Source organism: Pedobacter planticolens (assembly GCF_014172375.1).
GTDB classification, from domain to species: domain Bacteria; phylum Bacteroidota; class Bacteroidia; order Sphingobacteriales; family Sphingobacteriaceae; genus Pedobacter; species Pedobacter planticolens.
The window spans coordinates 145,396-165,485 of sequence record NZ_WNXD01000002.1 but is presented as its reverse complement, the minus strand read 5'-3'; the positions used below and the strand labels follow the sequence as shown (position 1 = coordinate 165,485).

The following is a 20,090-nucleotide window of genomic DNA, read 5'->3' as shown; positions in this document are numbered from 1 at the left end:
ATTTATCATGACTTCAAGAAGAGGATTTATCAAAGCTGGAGGCTTAGCCTTATTTGGAATAAGTTTAGGAGGCATACCAGGGTTTTTAGCTGATGCTGTTGCTGGAACGGTAGCGCCAGGCTTATTTAAAAAGAAAAAAATAATGGTTTGCATCTTTCAAAGAGGTGCAATGGATGGGTTAATGGCAGTAACACCTTTTACCGATCAATATTTAAAAGCAGTTCGACCAAACTTATTCATGTCAGCTGCGCAAGGCGGAAACCAAAAATCATTAATTGATTTAGATGGTAGATTTGGTTTACACCCATCAATGAGTGCTTTTGAACCTATGTTTCGCGAAAAACGACTGGGAATTGTACACGGTATTGGATCGCCAAATAATACACGTTCTCACTTTGATGCACAAGATTTTATGGAATCTGGAACGCCATTTAATAAAGGAACGGCAAGCGGTTGGTTAAATCGTGCAGTTGGCTTGTTAGGTCATGAAGCGGCAACTCCTCTACAAGCAGTGAGCTTAACTTCATCATTGCCAAGATCATTTTATGGCGATAATCCAGCAGTTGCAATCAATAATTTGGCAGATTTTAATATTCAATTAAGAGGAAATCAAGCAGGTGCCAATATGGCTTCAAAAAGCTTTGAAGATTTGTACGATCAAACTTCATCGGGCTTACTAAAAAACACTGGTAAAGAAAGTTTCGATGCCATGAAGATGTTGCAAAAAACGAATGTTAAAGATTACAAACCAGAATATAATGCTGTTTATCCAGCTACCGCATTAGGTAATTCATTAAAACAAATTGCCCAATTAATTAAAATGGATGTAGGCATGGAAGTTGCCTTTGCAGAATCTGGAGGTTGGGATACACACTTTAATCAAGGTACAGACACTGGGATCTTTGCCCGCAATGTAAATGATTTGAGCAACAGCATCATGGCTTTTTGGACAGATATGGGTAAATATCAAGACGAAGTAACCGTAATGACTATGACAGAATTTGGACGTACCGTTGCTCAAAATGGAACTGGTGGTACAGATCATGGTCGTGGTTCTTGTAATTTCATTTTAGGCAATAGCGTAAGCGGTGGCTTGGTTCATGGATTAATGAATCCCTTAGCTAAAGAAAACTTAGAAGATGGAAGAGATTTAGCGGTAACGACCGATTTTAGAGCCGTGTTTAGCGAAGTAGCAGATAAACATTTGGGTATTCATAACGATACTATCTTGTTCCCAGATTGGAAAGGGAAACAGATTGGAGTGATGAGAGGAGTTTAAAAGTATATCGTATTTAGTTCTTAATATTTAGAGATGGCTCGTGTAATTACGAGCCATTTTTTGTTGTAACTTATTTGATGATTATTGATTAAAACTAATGCAATTCTTATCTTTCAAACAGGAAATAAACTAACAAAACTTATAAAATGAAAACTACCCAAAAATCTAAATTGTTGCTGTTTGTAGCAGCAATGCTGAGCAGCAGTTTAACTTTTGCACAAACCAAAGAAGCCTTTGTGGCAAATGTTACTAAAGAAGCAACTGAAAACTCACAATTAGAAAAATTAGCTCACGAACTATTTGATGTAGTTGGCCCAAGATTAGTTGGAACACCGCAAATGAAACAAGCAGGAGATTGGGCAGTTAAAAAATATAGCGATTGGGGCATCTCAGCCAAAACTGAGAAATGGGGCGAATGGCGTGGTTGGGAAAGAGGAATTACCCATATTGATTTAACAAGCCCAAGATTAAGAACTTTAGAAGGCACACAATTAGCATGGAGCCCATCAACTAAAGGGAAAGGTATTAACGCCGAAGCAATTGTATTGCCATTAGTTGCAGATTCAATGGCTTTTGTAAACTGGTTGCCCAATGTAAAAGGCAAATTGGTATTAATTTCCCAAGCTCAAATTTCTGGCAGACCAGATAAAAACTTCGAAGATTTTTCTACGAAGGATGGCTTAGCGAAATTTAAAAAAGATAAAGACGATGCTGCAAAAGCATGGAGAGATAGATTAGCTAAAACGGGTTTAAATGCTAAAAATTTAGCTTTGGCGATAGAAAAAGCTGGTGCTGCTGGTATCATCATCAACAACTGGAGTGCAGGTTGGGGAGTAGATAAAGTGTTTGGTGCCAATACAACTAAAATTCCTACGGTAGATTTATCTGTTGAAGATTATGGCTTAGTGTATCGCTTAGCAGAAAGTGGAAACAAACCGAACCTTAAAATTCAATCAGAATCTAAAGAGTTAGGTGTAGTACCAACTTTTAATACGTTTGCAGAAATAAAAGGTACAGAAAAACCAAATGAGTATGTAATGTTATCAGCTCACTTTGATTCATGGGATGCATCTAGTGGTGCAACTGATAATGGAACAGGTACTATTATGATGATGGAAACGATGCGTTTGTTGAAAAAATTCTATCCAAATCCTAAGAGAACAATTTTAGTTGGGCATTGGAGTAGCGAAGAACAAGGCTTAAACGGTTCAAGAGCTTTTGTAGAAGATCATCCAGAAATTGTAAACAACTTACAAGCCTTATTTAACCAAGATAATGGTACTGGAAGAGTAGTTAATATTGGTGGTGCAGGTTTTGCAAAAGCGCAAGACTTTTTACCTAGATGGTTAGCTGCAGTTCCTGATACCATTAAAAATCAAATCAAAACAAGTTTCCCTGGCACTCCAAGTGGTGGTGGTTCTGATAATGCCTCATTTGTTGCAGCTGGAGCATTAGGCTTTTCTTTAGGCGCATTACCTTGGGATTATTTCAGTTATACTTGGCACACTAATCGTGATACGTACGATAAAGTTGTATTTGATGAAGTGAGAAACAATGCAATTTTAGCGGCGATATTAGTTTACATGGCTAGCGAAGATCCAGAAAGAACATCTAATGAGAAAGCTGTTTTGCCAGTTAACCAACGTACTGGTCAGCCTGGTGTTTGGCCAGCCCCAGTTAAGGCAAACCGCAAAGGTGGTTTAAATTAAATTGTAAATAAACTAAAGAACTGTCAGTCTGAACTTGTCGAAGACCCTTTGTAATAGAAGGCGTTTCGACAAGCTCAACGTGACAAATTTGATATGAGTTTCGGTCGGTGAGACACCAACCGATAACCATTTGAAAAAGAATCTATCATGTTTAAAAAATCTACACTACTTGTTTCATTCGTTTTATTATGCTTTCAACTTTGTTTAGCTCAAAACGATGTAAAAAATAACCCACCAAAACCAATGCGTGAATTTAGAGCCGCTTGGATTGCAACTGTAGCTAATATCAATTGGCCAAGTAAACCAGGATTAAGCACTGCTGAACAACAACAAGAAGCCATCGCATTGCTAGATTTATTGAAAAAACTAAATTTCAATGCAGCCATTTTGCAAATCAGACCTCAGGCAGATGCCTTGTATAAAAGTGATTTAGAACCTTGGTCGTATTTTTTAACAGGCGAACAAGGTAAAGCACCAGAACCTTATTATGATCCATTGCAATTTTGGGTAGAAGCAGCACACGATCGCGGATTAGAATTACATGTGTGGTTAAATCCTTATCGTGCCCATCACACATCTGGTGGAGAAGAAAGTGCAACTTCCATTGTAAAATCAAGACCAGAATTAGTGGTTAAATTAAAAGATGGACAATACTGGATGGATCCATCGAAAAAAGAAGTGCAAGATCATTCGGCTGCGGTGGTAAGAGATATTGTGAAACGTTATGATATTGATGGCGTTCATTTTGACGATTATTTTTATCCGTATGATTCTTATAATGGCGGTGCCGATTTTCCTGATGACCAAAGTTGGACTGCTTATCAACAAGGTGGTGGTAAATTATCGAGAGGCGATTGGAGAAGGGAGAGTGTAAATACTTTTATAGAGCGTATTTATAAAGAAATTAAAGCGGAGAAGAAGTATGTAAAATTTGGTATTAGTCCATTTGGTATTTGGCGACCAGGTTACCCTGAATCTATTGAAGGATATGATCAATATGATAAATTATATGCGGATGCTAAATTATGGTTAAACAAAGGTTGGATAGATTATTTCAGTCCTCAACTGTATTGGAAAGTAAACGATATTCCGCATAGTTTACCAGTATTATTAGGTTGGTGGCAATCTGAAAATACAAAAGGCAGACATTTGTGGCCAGGTATGAATGTTGGTTTAGGTGGCGATGATAAGAATGTTGATGAAGTGATTAATCAAATTATGATTACCAGAGGGATGTTGCCAAACAGTAAAGGTGCACTGCATTGGAGCATTGCTGGTTTAGTAAAACATGAAAAACTGAGACAAGGATTAGTAGATGGGCCATATAAAAAAGAAGCGATAGTGCCAGCTAGTGAATGGTTGGATAAAAAAGCACCTGATATGCCTATTGTAACTGTTGCACCTAAAGATTCGCTATGGCAAATTAAATGGAATCATCCAGAAAAGAGCGATGTGTTTAGATGGATTGTGTATTATAAATATGGTGATAAATGGAATTATCGCATTATGAACCGTAACGATAGTAGCCTAGATGTGTTAGTGGCGATCAGTAAATCAGCGAACATTAAAGATAAATTATTGCTTACTGCATTTGGAGTTACTGCTGTTGATAGAACTGGGAATGAAAGTGAGTTTCACGAGTATTTAATTGGGCAAGGGAACTAACATGAAAAAACATTCGAAAGAACAAATTGAAGCTACAGCTAATTCTATTATGGAACATTTTATTCCGAAAGATGCTGCAGAACAAAAGCTGAGTTTTCACTTTACCATTCCGCCTTCTTCAAATTATAAAGTGAGTTATGAAAAGGATGCCAAAGGGAATTGGGCTTTTAAAGACTACGAGGTAGATGAGAAGTAAGTTTTTCTTTTAATAAACCATGTCAGTCTGAGCTTGTCGAAGACCCGCTAGATAAATCCTTCGACAAGCTCAGGATGACAAATGCCTAACTGAGTTGCAAGCTAAGCAGTTATTCCTTCTTTTTTAAGGATGTATTCAAAAATACCTTCAATAGGTTTCTGTAAAACCTTGCCAACTTTAATGTTATTCTCTGCAAAAACAGCTCTTAATTCATCTTGATAATAAAAAGCAATGGAACCTACAAAATGACATTCGAGGGTTTTGTAGGTTTTATAGTCTTTAATATTGGTATCTATAAATTCTTGAAAACCATCTTTTAGTATTTGCTGAATAAAAGGATGGGTTTTGTGCCCAACCATAAAGCGACTAAATGCTGCTAAATAAGAGTTAGGGAAAGGCTTTTGATAAATATTGGTAATTACACTGTCTTTATCTACCTCAAAATCTTTTGCAAAGGCTTTGCTCAGCTCTTCGGGCATGGTGTTGTATAGGTAAGAAACCAATACTTTTCGACCGAAATATGTACCAGAACCTTCATCGCCTAGTACATAACCTAAACCATGTTTGCCAGCGTGTACACTAGTTCCGTCGTAATAAGAAATGTTAGAACCAGTACCCAAAATGCAGGTTAATCCTTTTTTATCGCCGCAAGTTGCATAAGCAGAACCAATCAAATCGTGGTCTACACTAATAAATGCATTTGGAAAAAAAGTGGAAAGTCCATTAGAAATAGTTTCATGTTTATCTGGAGATGAGCAGCCCGCACCAAAGAAATATACTTCTTTCATCATATTTGCGTATGCAGAAATATCTTTGTTTTTAGAAAGAATTTTAACCACGTCTTGGGCATTCACAAAATAAGGATTTATCCCTTGTGTGCTAAACTTAATTGTGTGGTTTGGGCTGTAGGCCATCCAGTCTGTTTTGGACGAACCGCTATCTGCAACTAAAATCATGCGCTAAAAATAGTAATCTTATTGAATATTTAAAGTGCCGCTTAACTCTTTTAATGCAATTTCTGCCAATTTAGCTTGATATTGGATTTCTAAATACCTACTATTCGCATCTAAAGCATTTCTTTGAGCCTCTCTAAGCTCCAATGGAGCAATACTTCCTAAGCGATATTTTTCTAAAGTGATATCTAAATTTTGTCTAGCAATATCAACGTTTCCACGTTCTAGTTTAACTAATTCTAAGTAAGTGCTATAATTTTGATAAGCCGAAGTTAATTGCGCAATAATGTCTTGTCTGGTTTTAGTTAAGGTCAATTCTGATGAACTAATCTCAATTTTCGCATTGCGTTCATTTTGTCTTTGCAAAAAGCCATTAAATATATTTATGCTTGCCGTTAAGCCATAGGTTAACCCATTAGCTCTAAGACTGGTGTTAAAGCCAGTTGGCGTGGTACTGCGATTAAATTCATAACCACTGTTTAAACTTACTTGAGGATATCTTCCCGCTTTAACTTGTTTTAAAGTTAATTCAGCAATTTTTTTATTGATAAAAGCATTTTGCAAATCAGGGTTTAATTGTTCTGTTTGTCCAACAAGTTCAGTGTAGTTTAAGTTTTTATCAATATCAATCTGATCGTTAACCGAAAACCTAATGTTTACATCTCTAGCCATCAATTGGTTTAAAGTCACCATATACGTAACCAAAAGATTTTTTTGTTGTAAATAAGTTGAGGTATCGGTATTGTAATCTACTTTGGCAGAAAGCACATCTAATTTAGAACCGCGACCAAGCTCTAGCTTATTATTAGCAATTTTTAAGCGAAGATCAGAAACATCCATTGCGCTATCTGATGCTAACACCAATTGCTGTTGTTTAGCCAAATTGTAATACCCTGTAATTACGCTAGAAACTGTGGTTAATATTTGTGCTTTAAGATTGATTTGTCCTTGTTGCTCTAATGTTTTTAATCGATCGTAATTGGCAAACATTCTAAAACCATCAAAAATGGTCCAATCTAAACCCACACCATACGACATGTTTGTACTTCTAGCGCCATCGGTTTTTCTTTGCGTACCGGTAGATTGAGTTTGAACTGTATTTTGTCTGCTTCCGCCAGTACTAAAACTACCAACTGCAACAGGTAATATGCCTGCATTGCCTAAATTCACATTGTTTTTGGCAATGGCAACATTGTTGTTTACTAATTTAATGTCGTAATTGTTTTGCAAAGCGATACCAATAGCATCTTGCAGGCTTAATTTTTCTTGGGCAAACACACTATTTGCACTAGCGAGCCATAGGGCGATAAAAAATATAAAGTGCTTAGTTTTCATTATTTAATTCTTTCTCTCTTGCTTCATCAGCCAATGCTGAATTTAATGAATCTGTTAAATCTTTATTCTCTTTATGTTCTTTACTCCAATACGAATAGATAGCTGGGATAACGAACAACGTTAAAACCAACGAGAATAACGTTCCGCCTACAATTACAATACCCATACTCATACGGCTTTTTGCAGCTGCACCCAAAGCCATAGCAATAGGTAATGCGCCAATGGCGATGGCTAAACTTGTCATTAAAATTGGTCTTAACCTCGAAACAGCTCCTTCTCTAATCGCATCATGTACAGATTTACCTTGCTCTTTTAACTGATTGGCAAACTCTACAATTAAAATACCATTTTTAGTTACCAAACCTATCAGCATAATCGTACCAATCTGACTAAAAATATTCCAACTTTGGCCACATAACCAGAGGGATAAAAATGCACCTGCAACTGCCATTGGTACTGTTAAAATAATAATAATCGGATCTTTAAAACTTTCAAACTGTGCCGAAAGAATTAAATAAACCAATACCAATGCTAAGCTAAAAGCAAACATGGTGTTAGATGAACTTTCTTGAAAATCTCTTGATTCCCCACTTAAATCGGTGGTAAACGTTTCATCCAATACTTTTGCAGCAATATCATCCATGGCTTTAATTCCATCTCCAATACTTTTTCCTGGTGCTAAACCAGCAGATACCGTTGCTGATATTAAACGGTTGTTTCTATACAATTGCGGCGGACTACTTTCTTCTTTCGCAGTAACTAGGTTATCTAACTGTATCAATTCTCCTTTATCGTTTCTTACATATACCGAACTTAAATCTAAAGGATCTTTACGGTCACTTACATCAAACTGACCAATTACTTGATATTGTTTTCCATTCATAAAGAAATAAGAAAAACGTTGACCGCTTAAACCTAGTTGTAAGGTTTGGGCAATATCTACAATAGAAACGCCTAAATTTTTAGCCTTATCTCTATCAATAGTTAAATTAATTTCGGGCTTGTTAAATTTAAGGTTAACATCTGATGTTGAGAAAGTAGGATCTTTAGAAACCTCATCCATAAACAAAGGAACTTTCTCACGTAACTTCTCAAAGTTTTGAGCTTGTAAAATATAACTGATTGGTAAGCCACCACGTCTGCCAACAGAAATAGTAGGTTGCTGGTTTACGGTTACTTTACCTTCCGAATATTTTTTAGTGATTTTAGTTAGTTTATCGGCAATGTCTTTTTGACTACGCTTTCTTTCTGAAGGATCTGTTAAACCCATTCTCATGAAACCAGAGTTGGTAGCACCCGCACCGCCAAAACCTGGAGAAGTAATGGTAATGTTTACTTTTTTCTCTGGAATGGAATCCGCTACCATTTGGCTCAACTTAGAAATAAACTTATCCGTATACGCAAATGACGAACCTTCTGGTGTGGATACGTTTACGTTTATGGCACTTCTATCATCATAAGGAGCAGTTTCTTTTGGTAATAAATTCCAAAACAAAACTATTAAACCCGTACATACTACAATAATTGGAATGGCTAACCATCTTCTATTTAAAAATGCATTTAAATTAGATTTATAACTCTCATTTAATTTTACAAAATAAGGCTCGGTAAAACTGTAAAATTTAGATGGTGTATGCCCGCCCTTTTTCATCAAGTAAGCATTTAACATTGGCGTTAAGGTTAGCGATACAAACGCCGATATTAATACAGCGGCACCAATTACCACCCCAAACTCCCTAAACAGTCGCCCAACAAAGCCTTGCAAAAAGATTACGGGTAAAAATACCGCGGCCAACGTTACTGAAATAGAAATAACAGCAAAGAAAATTTCATTAGAACCTTTAATGGCAGCTTCAATAGGCGAGTAGCCTTCTTCTACCTTTTTAAAGATGTTTTCGGTAACTACAATACCATCATCTACCACCAAACCTGTGGCGAGTACAATAGCCAATAAACTCAATACATTAATGGAATACCCAAAAATGTACATGATAAAAAACGTGGCAATCAGCGATACTGGAATATCAATTAAAGGTCGTAATGCAATTGCCCAATCTCTAAAAAACAAGTAGATAATTAAAATTACCAATAGTAACGATAGTAAAATAGTTTCGGCAACCTCAGTAATAGATTGTTTAATGAAAATAGTACTGTCTTGCGAAACATTTAATTTAATATCGCTTGGCATATCTGCCTTTAATTTATCGTAGCGTTTATAAAACTCTTTGCTAATATCTAAATAGTTTGCCCCAGGTTGAGGAATAATAGCAACAGCTACCATCGGTTTCCCCGATTCGCGAAGTACAGTTTCTTCGTTTTCAGAACCCATTTCTACTAAAGCAATATCTTGCAGTTTAACTACATTGTTGCTATCGCTTTTAATAATTAGGTTATTAAACTCGTCTGCAGTGGTTAATTTACCTAAAGTTTTAACTGTAAGTTCGGTTGTTGCGCCGGTTAATTTTCCCGAAGGTAATTCTACATTTTCTTTATCAAGCGCAGCTACAATATCTTGAGATGTTAAGCCATAAGAAGCCAATCTATTAGGGTCTATGCGAACACGCATGGCATATTTACGTTGCCCCTGAATTTGCACGCTACTTACACCAGGGATGGTTTGAATTCTATCTGCAATTACATTTTCGGCAAAATCACTTAAATCCGTTACGCTTCTCTTATCACTTTGTATAGTCATAGAGAGAATGTTGTCCGAATTTGCATCAGCTTTGCTTACTACGGGTAAACCATCTATATCTTTTGGTAAACTACGAGCAGCTTGAGAAACTTTATCGCGAACATCGTTAGCTGCTTCTTCAATATTTTTACCTAAATCAAATTCTATGGTAATGTTACTTGTACCCTGATTACTTGAGGATGAAATATTTCTAATTCCATCAATAGCGTTGATAGATTTTTCTAAAGGTTCGGTAATTTGAGATTCAATAATATCTGAGTTTGCACCAGGATAGGAGGTACGCACCGAAACAACCGTTGGATCTATAGATGGATATTCACGAACCCCTAAAAAGTTGTAACCAATTACCCCAAACAGGAGAATTAGTAAGTTCATTACAATTGCAAGAACCGGTCGCTTTATACTTGTGGTTGATATACTCATTATTTTTATTCGTTCATTAGTTCACTTGTGTCATTAGTTCACTTGTGTCATTAGTTCAATGGTTCATTAGTTCATTCGTGTCAATTGTTCATTGGTTAGATTGCTTAGCCTAATGAACCAATGAGCTAATGAACTAATGATTATGCCTAATGAACAGCATCTTTCTTTTTACTGCCGGCTATTTTAACTTTCACATCTGCATCTGGTTTTAATGACATTGCGCCCGTAGTTAATACAGTATCGCCAACGTTTAAGCCCGAAGTAATTACAATATTATCGGCAGTACGTGTACCCGCTTCTACTTTAACCTGTTTTGCTTTTCCATCTTTACTGATGTATACCATTTTTCCGTTTAAAACTGGAATAATTGCTTGTGTTGGTATTAAAATAGCATTCTCTTGTGTAGTAAGTGCTAGTTTAACTTTTGCAAATGAACCCGGTAAAAGTTCATTGTTTGGGTTTGGCGCTAACGCTTTTAGTTGCATGGTTCGGGTTTGTTGATTGATGCCTGGTTCTATGGCAAATACTTTTCCTTTAAAATGTTTGTCAGACCCATCGGTAGTAAAAGAAATTTCGGAGTTTAATTTAATCTGACCAATGTATTTTTCTGGTACCGAGAAGTTAATCTTAACAGGATTAGTACTTAAAAGATTGGCAATTACTGTAGCTGGTGTTAAATATTCACCAACAGAAATAGAACGCAAACCTATTTTTCCACTAAAAGGAGCTACGATGGTAGTTTTAGCTAATTGTGCTCGTACAATTTGTGCTTGTGCTTTTAACGATTTTAAATTCGCCAAAGCAATATCATATTCTTCCTGACTGATAGCACCTTTTTGTAGCAATTGTTTTGCTCTGTTTTCGCTAGTGGCCGATAAGTTTTGTTTAGTCAATGCATCTTGCAATTGCGCCTGAATATCTTTATCGTTAATTTTTAATAAAACAGCACCCTTGTTCACATTGGTTCCCTCTTTAAAATAGATGCCAGTTACCAAGCCAGAAACCTCGCTACGTAACACAACAGATTCGTTGGCTTCTATGGTACCTGTAATTTCTAAATCGTTGGTAAAAGAACTGGTTTTAACTACAATACCATCTACAGATAAAGAAGAACCACCGCCGCCGCCACCTTTTCCGTCTTTTGCACCCTTTCCACCTTTTGGTCCGCCGCTGCCTTCAATTTTTTTGTTTTCAGAAATTCTATAGTATATTAAATAAGCTAACCCTAAAGCGAGAAGGGTATAAATGATATATCTGATCTTCATATGTGTTTTATGATTTGGATAACGTACAAAAATATTTAATTGTTTCCTTTATAGGATGATGTACTTAATATGTTACAGCTTATTAATTAATTTAGCTTCCTAAAAAAGCAAGAAGTTCTATTTTTGCGTTAAAAGATTTCAACTATGTTTATAAAAAAATCAATTTTCGGATTAATTGTATTCCTATCCATAACTATGGCGGCCAAATCACAAGTTAAAATAGCTTTTCAAGTAAGCTTTACAGAGCCACAAGCGCACTACGCAGAAGTAGAGATGAACATGGCAGGTATTGCCACTAAAAATTATGTAGATGTAAAAATGCCAGTATGGACACCAGGTTCTTATTTGGTACGTGAATTTGCTAAAAGCGTAGAAGGTTTTGGCGCTACAGTTGGTGGTAAAGCTGTTAAAGCAGAAAAAGTAAATAAAAATACCTGGAGAGTTTACACTGCTAAAGCAAATGCTGTAAAAATTAATTACCGTGTATATGCTTTCGAAATTTCGGTACGTACGGCATTTATCGATGCTTCTCATGCATTCTTATCGTCGGCAAATATTTTTATGTTCCCTGCCGGGATGATAAAAACACCGAGTACTGTAAAAATTATTCCGTTTACAGGATGGGATAAAGTAAGTACAGGTTTAGAACCAGTAGCTGGACAAAAATTCACTTACACTGCACCAGATTTTGATATTTTGTACGATAGCCCACTAGAAGTTGGTAATCAAGATATATTTGAGTTTACAGCTGCGGGTGTAAAACATGAAGTAGCTATGTATGGTGGTGGCAACTACGATAAAGAGCGCCTAAAAGTAGACATGGCTAAAATAGTTGAACAAGAAACTGCTGTTTTTGGCGAAAACCCGAACAAACATTATACATTCATTGTACATAATTACGCACAAGGTGGAGGTGGTTTAGAACACTTAAATTCTACTGTTTTAGGTGCAAGCAGAAATGCATACAGTAGTGAAAGAGGATATCAAGGTTTCTTAGGTTTAGTTGCACATGAATATTTCCATTTATGGAATGTGAAAAGATTACGCCCTATTGCCTTAGGCCCATTTGATTATGAGAATGAAAACTACACCACAAACCTTTGGATTGCAGAAGGATTTACTTCGTATTATCCAAACAAAGTGATGTTAAGAGCAGGTTTAATTAATCCAGAAGGTTTTGTGAATGCTAATTTAGGCGGCATTGGTACGGTAATGAATACGCCAGGATCCAAAATTAACTCTGCTGCAGAATCTAGTTTCAATGCATGGATTAATCCAGCGTATCGTCCATCAGAAAACGGGAATAACACCTTTATCTCTTATTATTCGAAAGGACAAGTAATAGGTAATTTAATGGATTTAGAAATTATCAATGCTACAAAAGGTGCTAAAAGTTTAGATGATGTAATGAAGGCAATGTATTTACAATGCAAAACTTTAAAACGTGGCTATACTGATGCAGAATTTAAAGCAATGGTAGAGAAAGTAAGCGGTATCAGTTTTACTAACTTCTGGGATAAATATGTTACCGGTACAGTAGATATTGAGTATGCTAAATATTTTGCCTATGCAGGTATTAATGTAGTGAATGAGAACGAAGGCAAAAGCATCCCTTATTTAGGCGCTAGTGTTGCAAGAACTTCAGTAGGAACTGGTAAAGTTATTATTGGTAGTGTTAGTCGTGGTTCTGGTGCTTGGAACGGTGGCTTAAACGTGAACGACGAAGTAGTTACTATTGATGGCGCACCTGCTGAAATGGCGTTAGAAAAAATGAGCCAAATTACCAGCAAAAAAGTTGGAGATGTAATTAAGGTAAGCATTGTAAGAGATGGACTTAAAAAGGATTTAGACATCACCTTAACAGCAAACCCTGCCGTAAGATTTATAAGCACCATTAATGAAAATGCAACTCCATTGCAATTGGCAGTTCGCAAAAAATGGTTTGGTAATTAATCGATCGATAGAACGTCATTCCCGTGAAAACGGGAACCGTAATGCGTAAAAAAACCTCTTATTGCATTACGATCCCCAATCAAGTTGGGGATGACGAGCAGTGTTGGGAATGACGCAAACAAAAAATCCCGTTAGGTTTTACCTAACGGGATTTTTTATGAGTGTAATTATTTGTTCTTAAAAAGTAAAACGTACACCTAAACCAACATCTCCGCTATAAAAATCAGTATCAGGAGTTAATTGTAAAGTTGGGATCCAATCTAAAGATAAATTGATTGGAGCACCGTTAAACTTGTAATCCAAACCTAAAACACCGTTTAAGCCTAAGTAAACATCGCCATCATAACCTTTTACTTTTACAGAGCCAATTGTACCACCGCCACCATAATACCAAGTTAAGCCAGGAGCACCATTAATAGGATTGTATACTTCATATAAACCTGTTAGTCTCAGATAATCAACGTTTTTGTTGCTTCTAAAGTTTCCAATAAGCTCTAACATGGCGTTTTTGTTTAAGCCAGTTTTGAAACTTATTCCATTAGCAGATCCAAAGCGACCACCAATAGCATTTTTGTAAGACTGAGCTTTCACAGTAGATGTGCTCATTGTTAAAATGGCAACGCCAGTAATTAAAGTAAATAGTAATTTTTTCATAAATCAAATATTATATATTAAATAGTTTTCATCAACATAACAAGATTTGTGCCGTAGTGTTTGATTAAAGAAGATTTTTTAAATTTTTATTTGAATAAGAAGCTATTTACGCAGCAAGATTTAGGCTTTATAGTAGCCAATTGTAATATGCTTTTGTCTCTTTGTAGGTTTACAAAGCCACGTTGTAGGTTTACATAGCCTCATTGTAGGTCTACAAAGCCACGTTGTAGGTCTACAAAGCTTCATTGTAGGTTTACAAAGCTCCATTGTAGGTCTACAAAGCCTCATTGTAGGTTTACAAAACCTCATTGTAGGTTAACAAAGCCTCATTGTAGGTCTACAAAGTCTCATTGTCGGTTAACAATTGGTCATTGTTATATGCTTTTTGCTCAATGTAATATTACAATTGAGAATTTTCTGTGAAATCCTGAACAAAATAAAGGTCAAAAACTATTTTGTTTAGCCGCTTTGTACTAGTGTTTGGTGTTGCTGTTTAAAGCTTGATGTATTTCTGCAAATAGTAATCCGCTTCCGCCACCGTAATGTTTTACAATGGGTAAGTTTGGTTTGCTTTTAACTAAATGCGCTTTTAATTTCAATTCTTCATCTTCGTCAATGCCAGCACCAATAAGTACAATTTTAAAATCCTTTAGTAAACAAACATCAAATGCATCATCTATAGAGAAAGCAATAGTTGCTTGCCATATTCCATCTCTATCAATTAACCTAGCAATGGTTTCCATGATGGGTTTATTAGTGCCTATGATTAGTATTTGAATGAGTTGCATTTCTGTTTAATTAAATTAGTTATAAACCTTTAGCCCGTCATTCCCAACTTGATTGGGAATCCTAATGCGATAGTAGGTTTTTAGTGCATTACGATTCCCGTTTTCACGGGAATGACGAGCGTGGTAAGTATTTATTAAAATTCCATCGGAACTTCCATTAACAAAAACTCTGCATCAGCTATTGCTTTTATTTCAACCGAATTCGTATCCCAAATACCAAAGCCATCTCTGGTATCTAAAGCCTCACCGTTTACTTCTACTTTTCCTTTTAGTACAAAAACATATAAACCATTTCCTTCTTTATGAAACGAATAAGTTTTAGTCGTGTTAGCATCAAAATTGGCTAAATTAAACCAAGCATCTTGATAAATCCATACCCCTGCATCGTCTTTATTTGGCGATAAAATCTGCACAAACTCATTTTGTTTATTGGCAGTGTTTACTTCAATCTGATCGTATCGTGGTGTTACATTTCTTTTGTTGGGGAACAACCAAATTTGTAAAAACTTAGCAGGTTTTGTTGCATCAGGGTTGTATTCAGAATGATAAATTCCTGTTCCAGCACTCATCACTTGTATTTCTCCAGCTTTAATAGTTGCCGTGTTTCCCATGCTATCTTTATGTTGTAATTCTCCTTCCAACGGGATAGAAATAATCTCCATATTATCATGAGGATGTTCTCCAAAGCCCTTTCCACCAGTTACAATATCATCATTAAGAACTCTTAACGCACCAAAATTAATGCGTTCCGGATTGTAATATCCAGCGAAGCTGAAACTCTGATAACTTTTTAACCAACCATGATCTGCCACCCCTCGGGTGTTAGCTTTGTGTACTACTGTTTGTGCCATAACTGTTATAATTTATTGATACAAAGATAAGCTCATAGCTGTTATTAGATATTGATGTAGGATAAGAAATCTTAAACCACATAGGTACATAGCACACATAGTTAAGCGAATTAAAGTCTGTGTTTTCTATGTACCTATTGTGGTAAAAGAAATAATCTATATGGTAAAAAATAAAAAGTCGATGAAATGTAAACAGTAGCTACAAAACTTAAAAAGCAAACCGAAAAACATAACTTAGTGAAATGGTAAATAGAGCAACATACCAAGCGGCTAAATTAGTTGCTTCTAAAATAGAATTGCATTTTGCAAAACACTTAGCAGAAGCTAATGCCAAAGGCGAACAAGATTTAGCCCCACAGCCGCCTGCACGTGTAATTGAAGCCATATTAGATGCTGCTTTTTGGTCGAGCTTGCGCAAAGAAGAAGGTCATTCTCCAAAAATATCTATTGCTTTTTTACCACCAGAACAAGCAGGGAAACCCTTACTTTTTAATCAGAAATTACCCTTAAACCCAAATGTATTAACCAAATTGGCACCAGGCGTAGAGCGTGGTGGTATTCATATTGGTGTATGGCACGATGGGTATAACCTACATATTTGGGGCACTACCTTAAATATTCCAAACTATTGTTTTGTGGTGGATGTTTCGGAGCCAGCGCTACTGGTAATTAAACACCGTAGAATTTACGGCTTCGGCAAATACACCAACGTAGCAGTATTAAAAGGCGACCAGATTAAAATTGTAGAAGACAAAAGTGTGGCTAGCCCAGATTGTCCTTCTATGTTGATGTCGTTATTAGATTTAACTGCACATTCTTATTGGAATGACTCTGCAAATATTTTAATTCAATTAGCAGTTTCTATGCGGGCGCATGGGCGAGGAGGGGCGCTATTGGTTGTTCCTCAAGATACAAAAGACTGGGAGTGTTCGGTAATTCAACCTATTAGTTATGCATTAAACCCATCTTTTAAAGGTTTGGCAGATTTAGTGCATAAAGATAGACCTGATGCGAGTGAGATATTTTGGCAAAGTGCGTTAAAGAGAGAAGTAGATCATTTAGCTGGATTAACAGCAATTGACGGCGTAACTATTATTACGGATCAATATCAATTGTTGGCATTTGGTGCTAAAACTGGCAGATCAAATAGTAGCGGACATATTCAGGAATTATCTTTTTCTGAACCGATTAATGGTGGTGATGCGGTGGTTGTTCATCCCGCAAAAATTGGAGGAACTCGACATCTTTCTGCTGCTCAATTCGTATTTGATCAAAGAAATGCACAAGCTTTGGTGGCTTCACAAGATGGACACTTTACCGTTTATAACTGGTCGCCCACTTTAAATATGGTGCAAGCTCACCGAATTGATACGCTATTGCTATAAAATTTCTATTTAATTAGTAAAAAGTACAGCGCCAATAATTCCCATCACGTATAACAGAACCATTACCAAACGGTCTGTTCTAACTCTTTCCTTTAGTGTTAATGGGCTGACTACTTTCACCACTTTATGCCTAGCATAATGGATAATTGGTAGGTGTAATTTGATAATCATAGGATGATGTTTTGATAGGATATTTTTCTTATTACAAAACTTAAGCCAATGATTAAGAAGCTATTAAATTGTTGAAAAATTTTATTTTTCTTAGTGTAGTTTGATGGTTTTGTCCTGCTGATCGTAGCTGAAACATAATCTTTATTGCCATTCCAATAAAACGCGTCATTCCCGTGAAAACGGGAATCGTAATGCGTAAAAAGGCCTGCTACTGCATTACGATTCCCAATCGAGTTGGGAATGACGAGCATGGAGGAGAACCTTTTTTAAATTTAAGATAATCGAATTGAGTCTTCGACTACGCTCAGACTGACATATTATAATTCTGTTGTACTATTTCTTAAACAGGTTGAAGTATACACGGTTCTTTTTTTATGAACGATTATCATCCTAACCTTTAGCAATGCAGAATTTTACTCTTTAGTCTCCTCAAAACCGTCATTCCCGTGAAAACGGGAATCGTAATGCGTAAAAAGGCCTCCTATTGCATTACGATTCCCAATCAAGTTGGGAATGACGAGCGTACAGGAGAACTTATTTTATGTCAGTTTAACCCAATTTCTACGACAAATAATTGCCTAAATCAAGGTGGTGTTTGTACACTAAATTTATCAAAATCTATAGATTATGCCGGTGATTACAAATTTTTAGTTGAAGGCATTAAAAATTATTATATTGATTATCAGTATTTTATATCATTTTATAAAATAATTATAGTACTATGTATTGCATAATACTATATGAAACATATATCTTTGTTTTATGATAGCAGAAAATACGCAAACACAAATGCGAAAAGGCATACTTGAATATTGTGTGCTTTTAATTATATCGAGAGGAGAAATTTACGCCTCAGATATTATCGCCGAATTAAAGCAGGCAAAACTACTTGTAGTTGAAGGAACTTTGTATCCTTTACTAACCCGCTTAAAGAACAACGGATTGTTGAGTTACAATTGGGTTGAATCTACATCTGGTCCGCCACGTAAATATTATGTGCTTACCGAAGATGGCAAACAGATTTTAAAACAATTGGATACCACTTGGGAAGAATTGGCTTATGCCATTACCACTTCGCAGCATGGTGCAACTAAACCAACAGACGCTCAAAATTAAACACAGCAAACATGAAAAAGACACTTATAATAAATATTGGTAACTCCATCATTCACATTGAAGAGGATGCCTACGAGATATTAACGACTTACCTGATTGAGATTAAACAACATTTTGCTAAAGATGCTGATGATTTTGAAATCGTAACGGATATTGAAAATCGCATTGCCGAAATGTTTTCGGAAATTTTACAAGCTGCTCAAAAGCAAGTTATTGAATTGGCCGATGTGCAGAGCGTAATTGCACAAATGGGTCGTGTTCAAGATTTTCAGACAGAGGATGAAGAAGAAGCTCCAAAAGCAAATCCATATACAAACCACATTGGTAATAAAAAACTGTATCGCGATACAGATGAAGGTGTAATCGCTGGAGTTTGCGTAGGCGTTGGTCATTATTTAAATATAGAAGCCCGTTGGGTAAGACTAATTGCTTTCTTGTCGATATTTTTAGGCGGATCGGGTATATTGGCTTATTTCATTTTATGGTTTGCGATGCCAAGAGCGGTTTCTAGATCAGAAAAAATGGCAATGAAAGGTGAGGCAACTAATTTGTATGGTTATCAAAGAAGTTTTGATGAAGAGCTTGCTGCTTTTAAAGAAAACATGAAATCTGCTAATGCACACCTTGGGCCAATGGTTAAACGTTCAGGGAACTTTATTACCGAATTGATTGACGTTTTAGGCAAATTTTTAAGCGGTACGGGCAAAGTAATTATGAGAATTATTGCAGGCTCATTTATTGTTTGCGGTTTTGGTATGATGATTTGTTTGATTATATGCTTAGCTGCATTTTTAGGTTTCTGGGATTCGAACGCGTATGATTATTTTCCTTTATCTATCATAAACCAAGGTTTTAGAAGTGAAATTGTATTGGGTGCTTTTGTAACCCTATTTATTCCGGTGTTGGCATTGGTTTTATTTGCCGTAAGAGTTGCCTTTAATAGAATGGCAATTAATAAAACAGTTTCTTTTGCTTTATTAATTATCTGGTTGATCGGTGTCTCTTCAACAGTTTATTATGCTGCTAAAATTTCATCAGAGTTTCAAGAACATGCAGAATTGGTGCAAACTATAGAGTTAAAAACTTATCCAACCTATGTAATTGATGTAGATAAAAGTATGGCTTTGAGTAAAGATGATAGCTTAGCATATCGCATTAACGAAATGGATTTTGGAAGACGGATCATTGTTGATGACTCTGACGATCATCCTTTTAGAGTTCCACGTAATGTGCGTATAGAAATTATAAAAAGCGAGAACAGTAAAACTACGATGGTACAAACCTACGAATCGCAAGGGAAAACATTCCAAGTTGCACTACAAAATGCGCAAAACATTAATTATAAATACACCCAAACAGATTCATTACTAACGCTTAGTCCGAGATTAGATTTGAAAAAAGAAAGTATTTGGAGAAACCAAGAAGTACATATTACATTAAAAGTACCTGTTGGCACCCATCTATTTTTGAATGATAATATTTACAACTACCTACAATTCTACTATTATTCTTGCAATACAGATAATGAAAAAGATAGCGAATACAGAGAATGGGTAATGACGGAAGAAGGTTTAAAATGTAAAAGTGAATTGGACAAACCACAAGAAGAAACTCAACCTTAAATAATTTTATCAGCCGATAGCTATCGGGTC

Annotated in this window: 17 protein-coding genes; 9 read left to right on the top strand and 8 right to left on the bottom strand. The window is 36.0% G+C overall.

What is annotated here, in order from left to right; all coding sequences use genetic code 11:
* The first annotated feature begins 7 nt into the window (after nucleotides 1–7).
* The 4 genes from GM921_RS09425 (at nucleotide 8) to GM921_RS09410 (ending at nucleotide 4,849) form a co-directional block, all read left to right on the top strand.
* Complete coding sequence (locus GM921_RS09425) at nucleotides 8–1,279, top strand: DUF1501 domain-containing protein (RefSeq protein WP_182922396.1); 1,272 nt, start codon at nucleotides 8–10, stop codon at nucleotides 1,277–1,279.
* A 146-nt stretch (nucleotides 1,280–1,425) separates the two neighbouring features.
* Nucleotides 1,426–2,988, top strand: a complete 1,563-nt coding sequence (locus tag GM921_RS09420) for a M20/M25/M40 family metallo-hydrolase (protein ID WP_182922395.1) — start codon at nucleotides 1,426–1,428, stop codon at nucleotides 2,986–2,988.
* Nucleotides 2,989–3,135: 147 nt separating this feature from the next.
* Nucleotides 3,136–4,653: a glycoside hydrolase family 10 protein gene (locus tag GM921_RS09415; protein ID WP_182922394.1), complete on the top strand. Its 1,518-nt coding sequence runs from the start codon at nucleotides 3,136–3,138 to the stop codon at nucleotides 4,651–4,653.
* A 1-nt stretch (nucleotide 4,654) separates the two neighbouring features.
* A complete protein-coding gene (locus tag GM921_RS09410; RefSeq protein ID WP_182922393.1) occupies nucleotides 4,655–4,849 on the top strand; it encodes a hypothetical protein in 195 nt (64 codons plus the stop codon).
* Between the two features lie 101 nt (nucleotides 4,850–4,950).
* Here the strand turns inward: GM921_RS09410 and GM921_RS09405 are convergent, their stop codons facing one another.
* The 4 genes from GM921_RS09405 to GM921_RS09390 form a co-directional block, all read right to left on the bottom strand.
* On the bottom strand, nucleotides 4,951–5,805 hold the full coding sequence (locus tag GM921_RS09405) for an N-acetylglucosamine kinase (RefSeq protein ID WP_235969817.1): 855 nt from the start codon (nucleotides 5,803–5,805) through the stop codon (nucleotides 4,951–4,953).
* Nucleotides 5,806–5,823: 18 nt separating this feature from the next.
* Complete coding sequence (locus GM921_RS09400; protein WP_182922392.1) at nucleotides 5,824–7,137, bottom strand: TolC family protein; 1,314 nt, start codon at nucleotides 7,135–7,137, stop codon at nucleotides 5,824–5,826.
* On the bottom strand, nucleotides 7,127–10,255 hold the full coding sequence (locus GM921_RS09395) for an efflux RND transporter permease subunit (RefSeq protein WP_182922391.1): 3,129 nt from the start codon (nucleotides 10,253–10,255) through the stop codon (nucleotides 7,127–7,129). The genes GM921_RS09400 and GM921_RS09395 overlap by 11 nt, the downstream gene beginning before the upstream one ends.
* A gap of 146 nt (nucleotides 10,256–10,401) precedes the next feature.
* Nucleotides 10,402–11,520: an efflux RND transporter periplasmic adaptor subunit gene (locus GM921_RS09390; protein WP_182922390.1), complete on the bottom strand. Its 1,119-nt coding sequence runs from the start codon at nucleotides 11,518–11,520 to the stop codon at nucleotides 10,402–10,404.
* Nucleotides 11,521–11,664: 144 nt separating this feature from the next.
* Between GM921_RS09390 and GM921_RS09385 the strand changes: the two genes are divergently transcribed.
* Nucleotides 11,665–13,473, top strand: a complete 1,809-nt coding sequence (locus GM921_RS09385; RefSeq protein WP_182922389.1) for a M61 family metallopeptidase — start codon at nucleotides 11,665–11,667, stop codon at nucleotides 13,471–13,473.
* A gap of 177 nt (nucleotides 13,474–13,650) precedes the next feature.
* Here GM921_RS09385 and GM921_RS09380 read toward each other — a convergent pair whose 3' ends face one another.
* The 3 genes from GM921_RS09380 to GM921_RS09370 all read right to left on the bottom strand — a co-directional run bounded on the left by GM921_RS09380 (nucleotide 13,651) and on the right by GM921_RS09370 (nucleotide 15,766).
* Complete coding sequence (locus GM921_RS09380; protein WP_235969816.1) at nucleotides 13,651–14,127, bottom strand: hypothetical protein; 477 nt, start codon at nucleotides 14,125–14,127, stop codon at nucleotides 13,651–13,653.
* Between the two features lie 473 nt (nucleotides 14,128–14,600).
* Nucleotides 14,601–14,915 carry a hypothetical protein gene (locus GM921_RS09375; RefSeq protein WP_182922388.1) on the bottom strand — a complete coding sequence of 105 codons (315 nt, stop codon included), beginning with the start codon at nucleotides 14,913–14,915 and terminating at the stop codon, nucleotides 14,601–14,603.
* Between the two features lie 134 nt (nucleotides 14,916–15,049).
* Nucleotides 15,050–15,766, bottom strand: a complete 717-nt coding sequence (locus GM921_RS09370) for a pirin family protein (protein ID WP_182922387.1) — start codon at nucleotides 15,764–15,766, stop codon at nucleotides 15,050–15,052.
* 242 nt (nucleotides 15,767–16,008) lie between these two features.
* Between GM921_RS09370 and GM921_RS09365 the strand changes: the two genes are divergently transcribed.
* Nucleotides 16,009–17,151: a putative sensor domain DACNV-containing protein gene (locus tag GM921_RS09365; RefSeq protein ID WP_182922386.1), complete on the top strand. Its 1,143-nt coding sequence runs from the start codon at nucleotides 16,009–16,011 to the stop codon at nucleotides 17,149–17,151.
* Between the two features lie 9 nt (nucleotides 17,152–17,160).
* On the opposite strand, the gene GM921_RS09360 is transcribed toward GM921_RS09365, so the two are convergent.
* Nucleotides 17,161–17,322, bottom strand: a complete 162-nt coding sequence (locus tag GM921_RS09360; RefSeq protein WP_182922385.1) for a hypothetical protein — start codon at nucleotides 17,320–17,322, stop codon at nucleotides 17,161–17,163.
* Nucleotides 17,323–17,768: 446 nt separating this feature from the next.
* Here GM921_RS09360 and GM921_RS09355 point away from each other — a divergent pair, with 446 nt between their 5' ends.
* The 3 genes from GM921_RS09355 to GM921_RS09345 are packed head-to-tail and all read left to right on the top strand — an operon-like array spanning nucleotide 17,769 to nucleotide 20,060.
* Nucleotides 17,769–18,056: a hypothetical protein gene (locus GM921_RS09355; protein ID WP_182922384.1), complete on the top strand. Its 288-nt coding sequence runs from the start codon at nucleotides 17,769–17,771 to the stop codon at nucleotides 18,054–18,056.
* Between the two features lie 28 nt (nucleotides 18,057–18,084).
* Nucleotides 18,085–18,438 (top strand): PadR family transcriptional regulator, encoded by a 354-nt coding sequence (locus GM921_RS09350; RefSeq protein ID WP_182922383.1) that lies wholly within the window; start codon nucleotides 18,085–18,087, stop codon nucleotides 18,436–18,438.
* A gap of 11 nt (nucleotides 18,439–18,449) precedes the next feature.
* Entirely contained in the window at nucleotides 18,450–20,060 is a 1,611-nt protein-coding gene (locus GM921_RS09345; RefSeq protein ID WP_182922382.1) for a PspC domain-containing protein, read from the top strand.
* Nucleotides 20,061–20,090: the final 30 nt, after the last annotated feature.

Coding starts and splice junctions, on each gene's coding strand:
- GM921_RS09420 (WP_182922395.1), top strand. CDS start 1,426: ATGAAAACTACCCAAAAATCTAAATTGTTGCTGTTTGTAGCAGCAATG.
- GM921_RS09390 (WP_182922390.1), bottom strand. CDS start 11,520: ATGAAGATCAGATATATCATTTATACCCTTCTCGCTTTAGGGTTAGCT.
- GM921_RS09375 (WP_182922388.1), bottom strand. CDS start 14,915: ATGCAACTCATTCAAATACTAATCATAGGCACTAATAAACCCATCATG.
- GM921_RS09400 (WP_182922392.1), bottom strand. CDS start 7,137: ATGAAAACTAAGCACTTTATATTTTTTATCGCCCTATGGCTCGCTAGT.
- GM921_RS09415 (WP_182922394.1), top strand. CDS start 3,136: ATGTTTAAAAAATCTACACTACTTGTTTCATTCGTTTTATTATGCTTT.
- GM921_RS09410 (WP_182922393.1), top strand. CDS start 4,655: ATGAAAAAACATTCGAAAGAACAAATTGAAGCTACAGCTAATTCTATT.
- GM921_RS09405 (WP_235969817.1), bottom strand. CDS start 5,805: ATGATTTTAGTTGCAGATAGCGGTTCGTCCAAAACAGACTGGATGGCC.
- GM921_RS09345 (WP_182922382.1), top strand. CDS start 18,450: ATGAAAAAGACACTTATAATAAATATTGGTAACTCCATCATTCACATT.
- GM921_RS09385 (WP_182922389.1), top strand. CDS start 11,665: ATGTTTATAAAAAAATCAATTTTCGGATTAATTGTATTCCTATCCATA.
- GM921_RS09395 (WP_182922391.1), bottom strand. CDS start 10,255: ATGAGTATATCAACCACAAGTATAAAGCGACCGGTTCTTGCAATTGTA.
- GM921_RS09350 (WP_182922383.1), top strand. CDS start 18,085: ATGATAGCAGAAAATACGCAAACACAAATGCGAAAAGGCATACTTGAA.
- GM921_RS09360 (WP_182922385.1), bottom strand. CDS start 17,322: ATGATTATCAAATTACACCTACCAATTATCCATTATGCTAGGCATAAA.
- GM921_RS09380 (WP_235969816.1), bottom strand. CDS start 14,127: ATGAAAAAATTACTATTTACTTTAATTACTGGCGTTGCCATTTTAACA.
- GM921_RS09425 (WP_182922396.1), top strand. CDS start 8: ATGACTTCAAGAAGAGGATTTATCAAAGCTGGAGGCTTAGCCTTATTT.
- GM921_RS09365 (WP_182922386.1), top strand. CDS start 16,009: ATGGTAAATAGAGCAACATACCAAGCGGCTAAATTAGTTGCTTCTAAA.
- GM921_RS09370 (WP_182922387.1), bottom strand. CDS start 15,766: ATGGCACAAACAGTAGTACACAAAGCTAACACCCGAGGGGTGGCAGAT.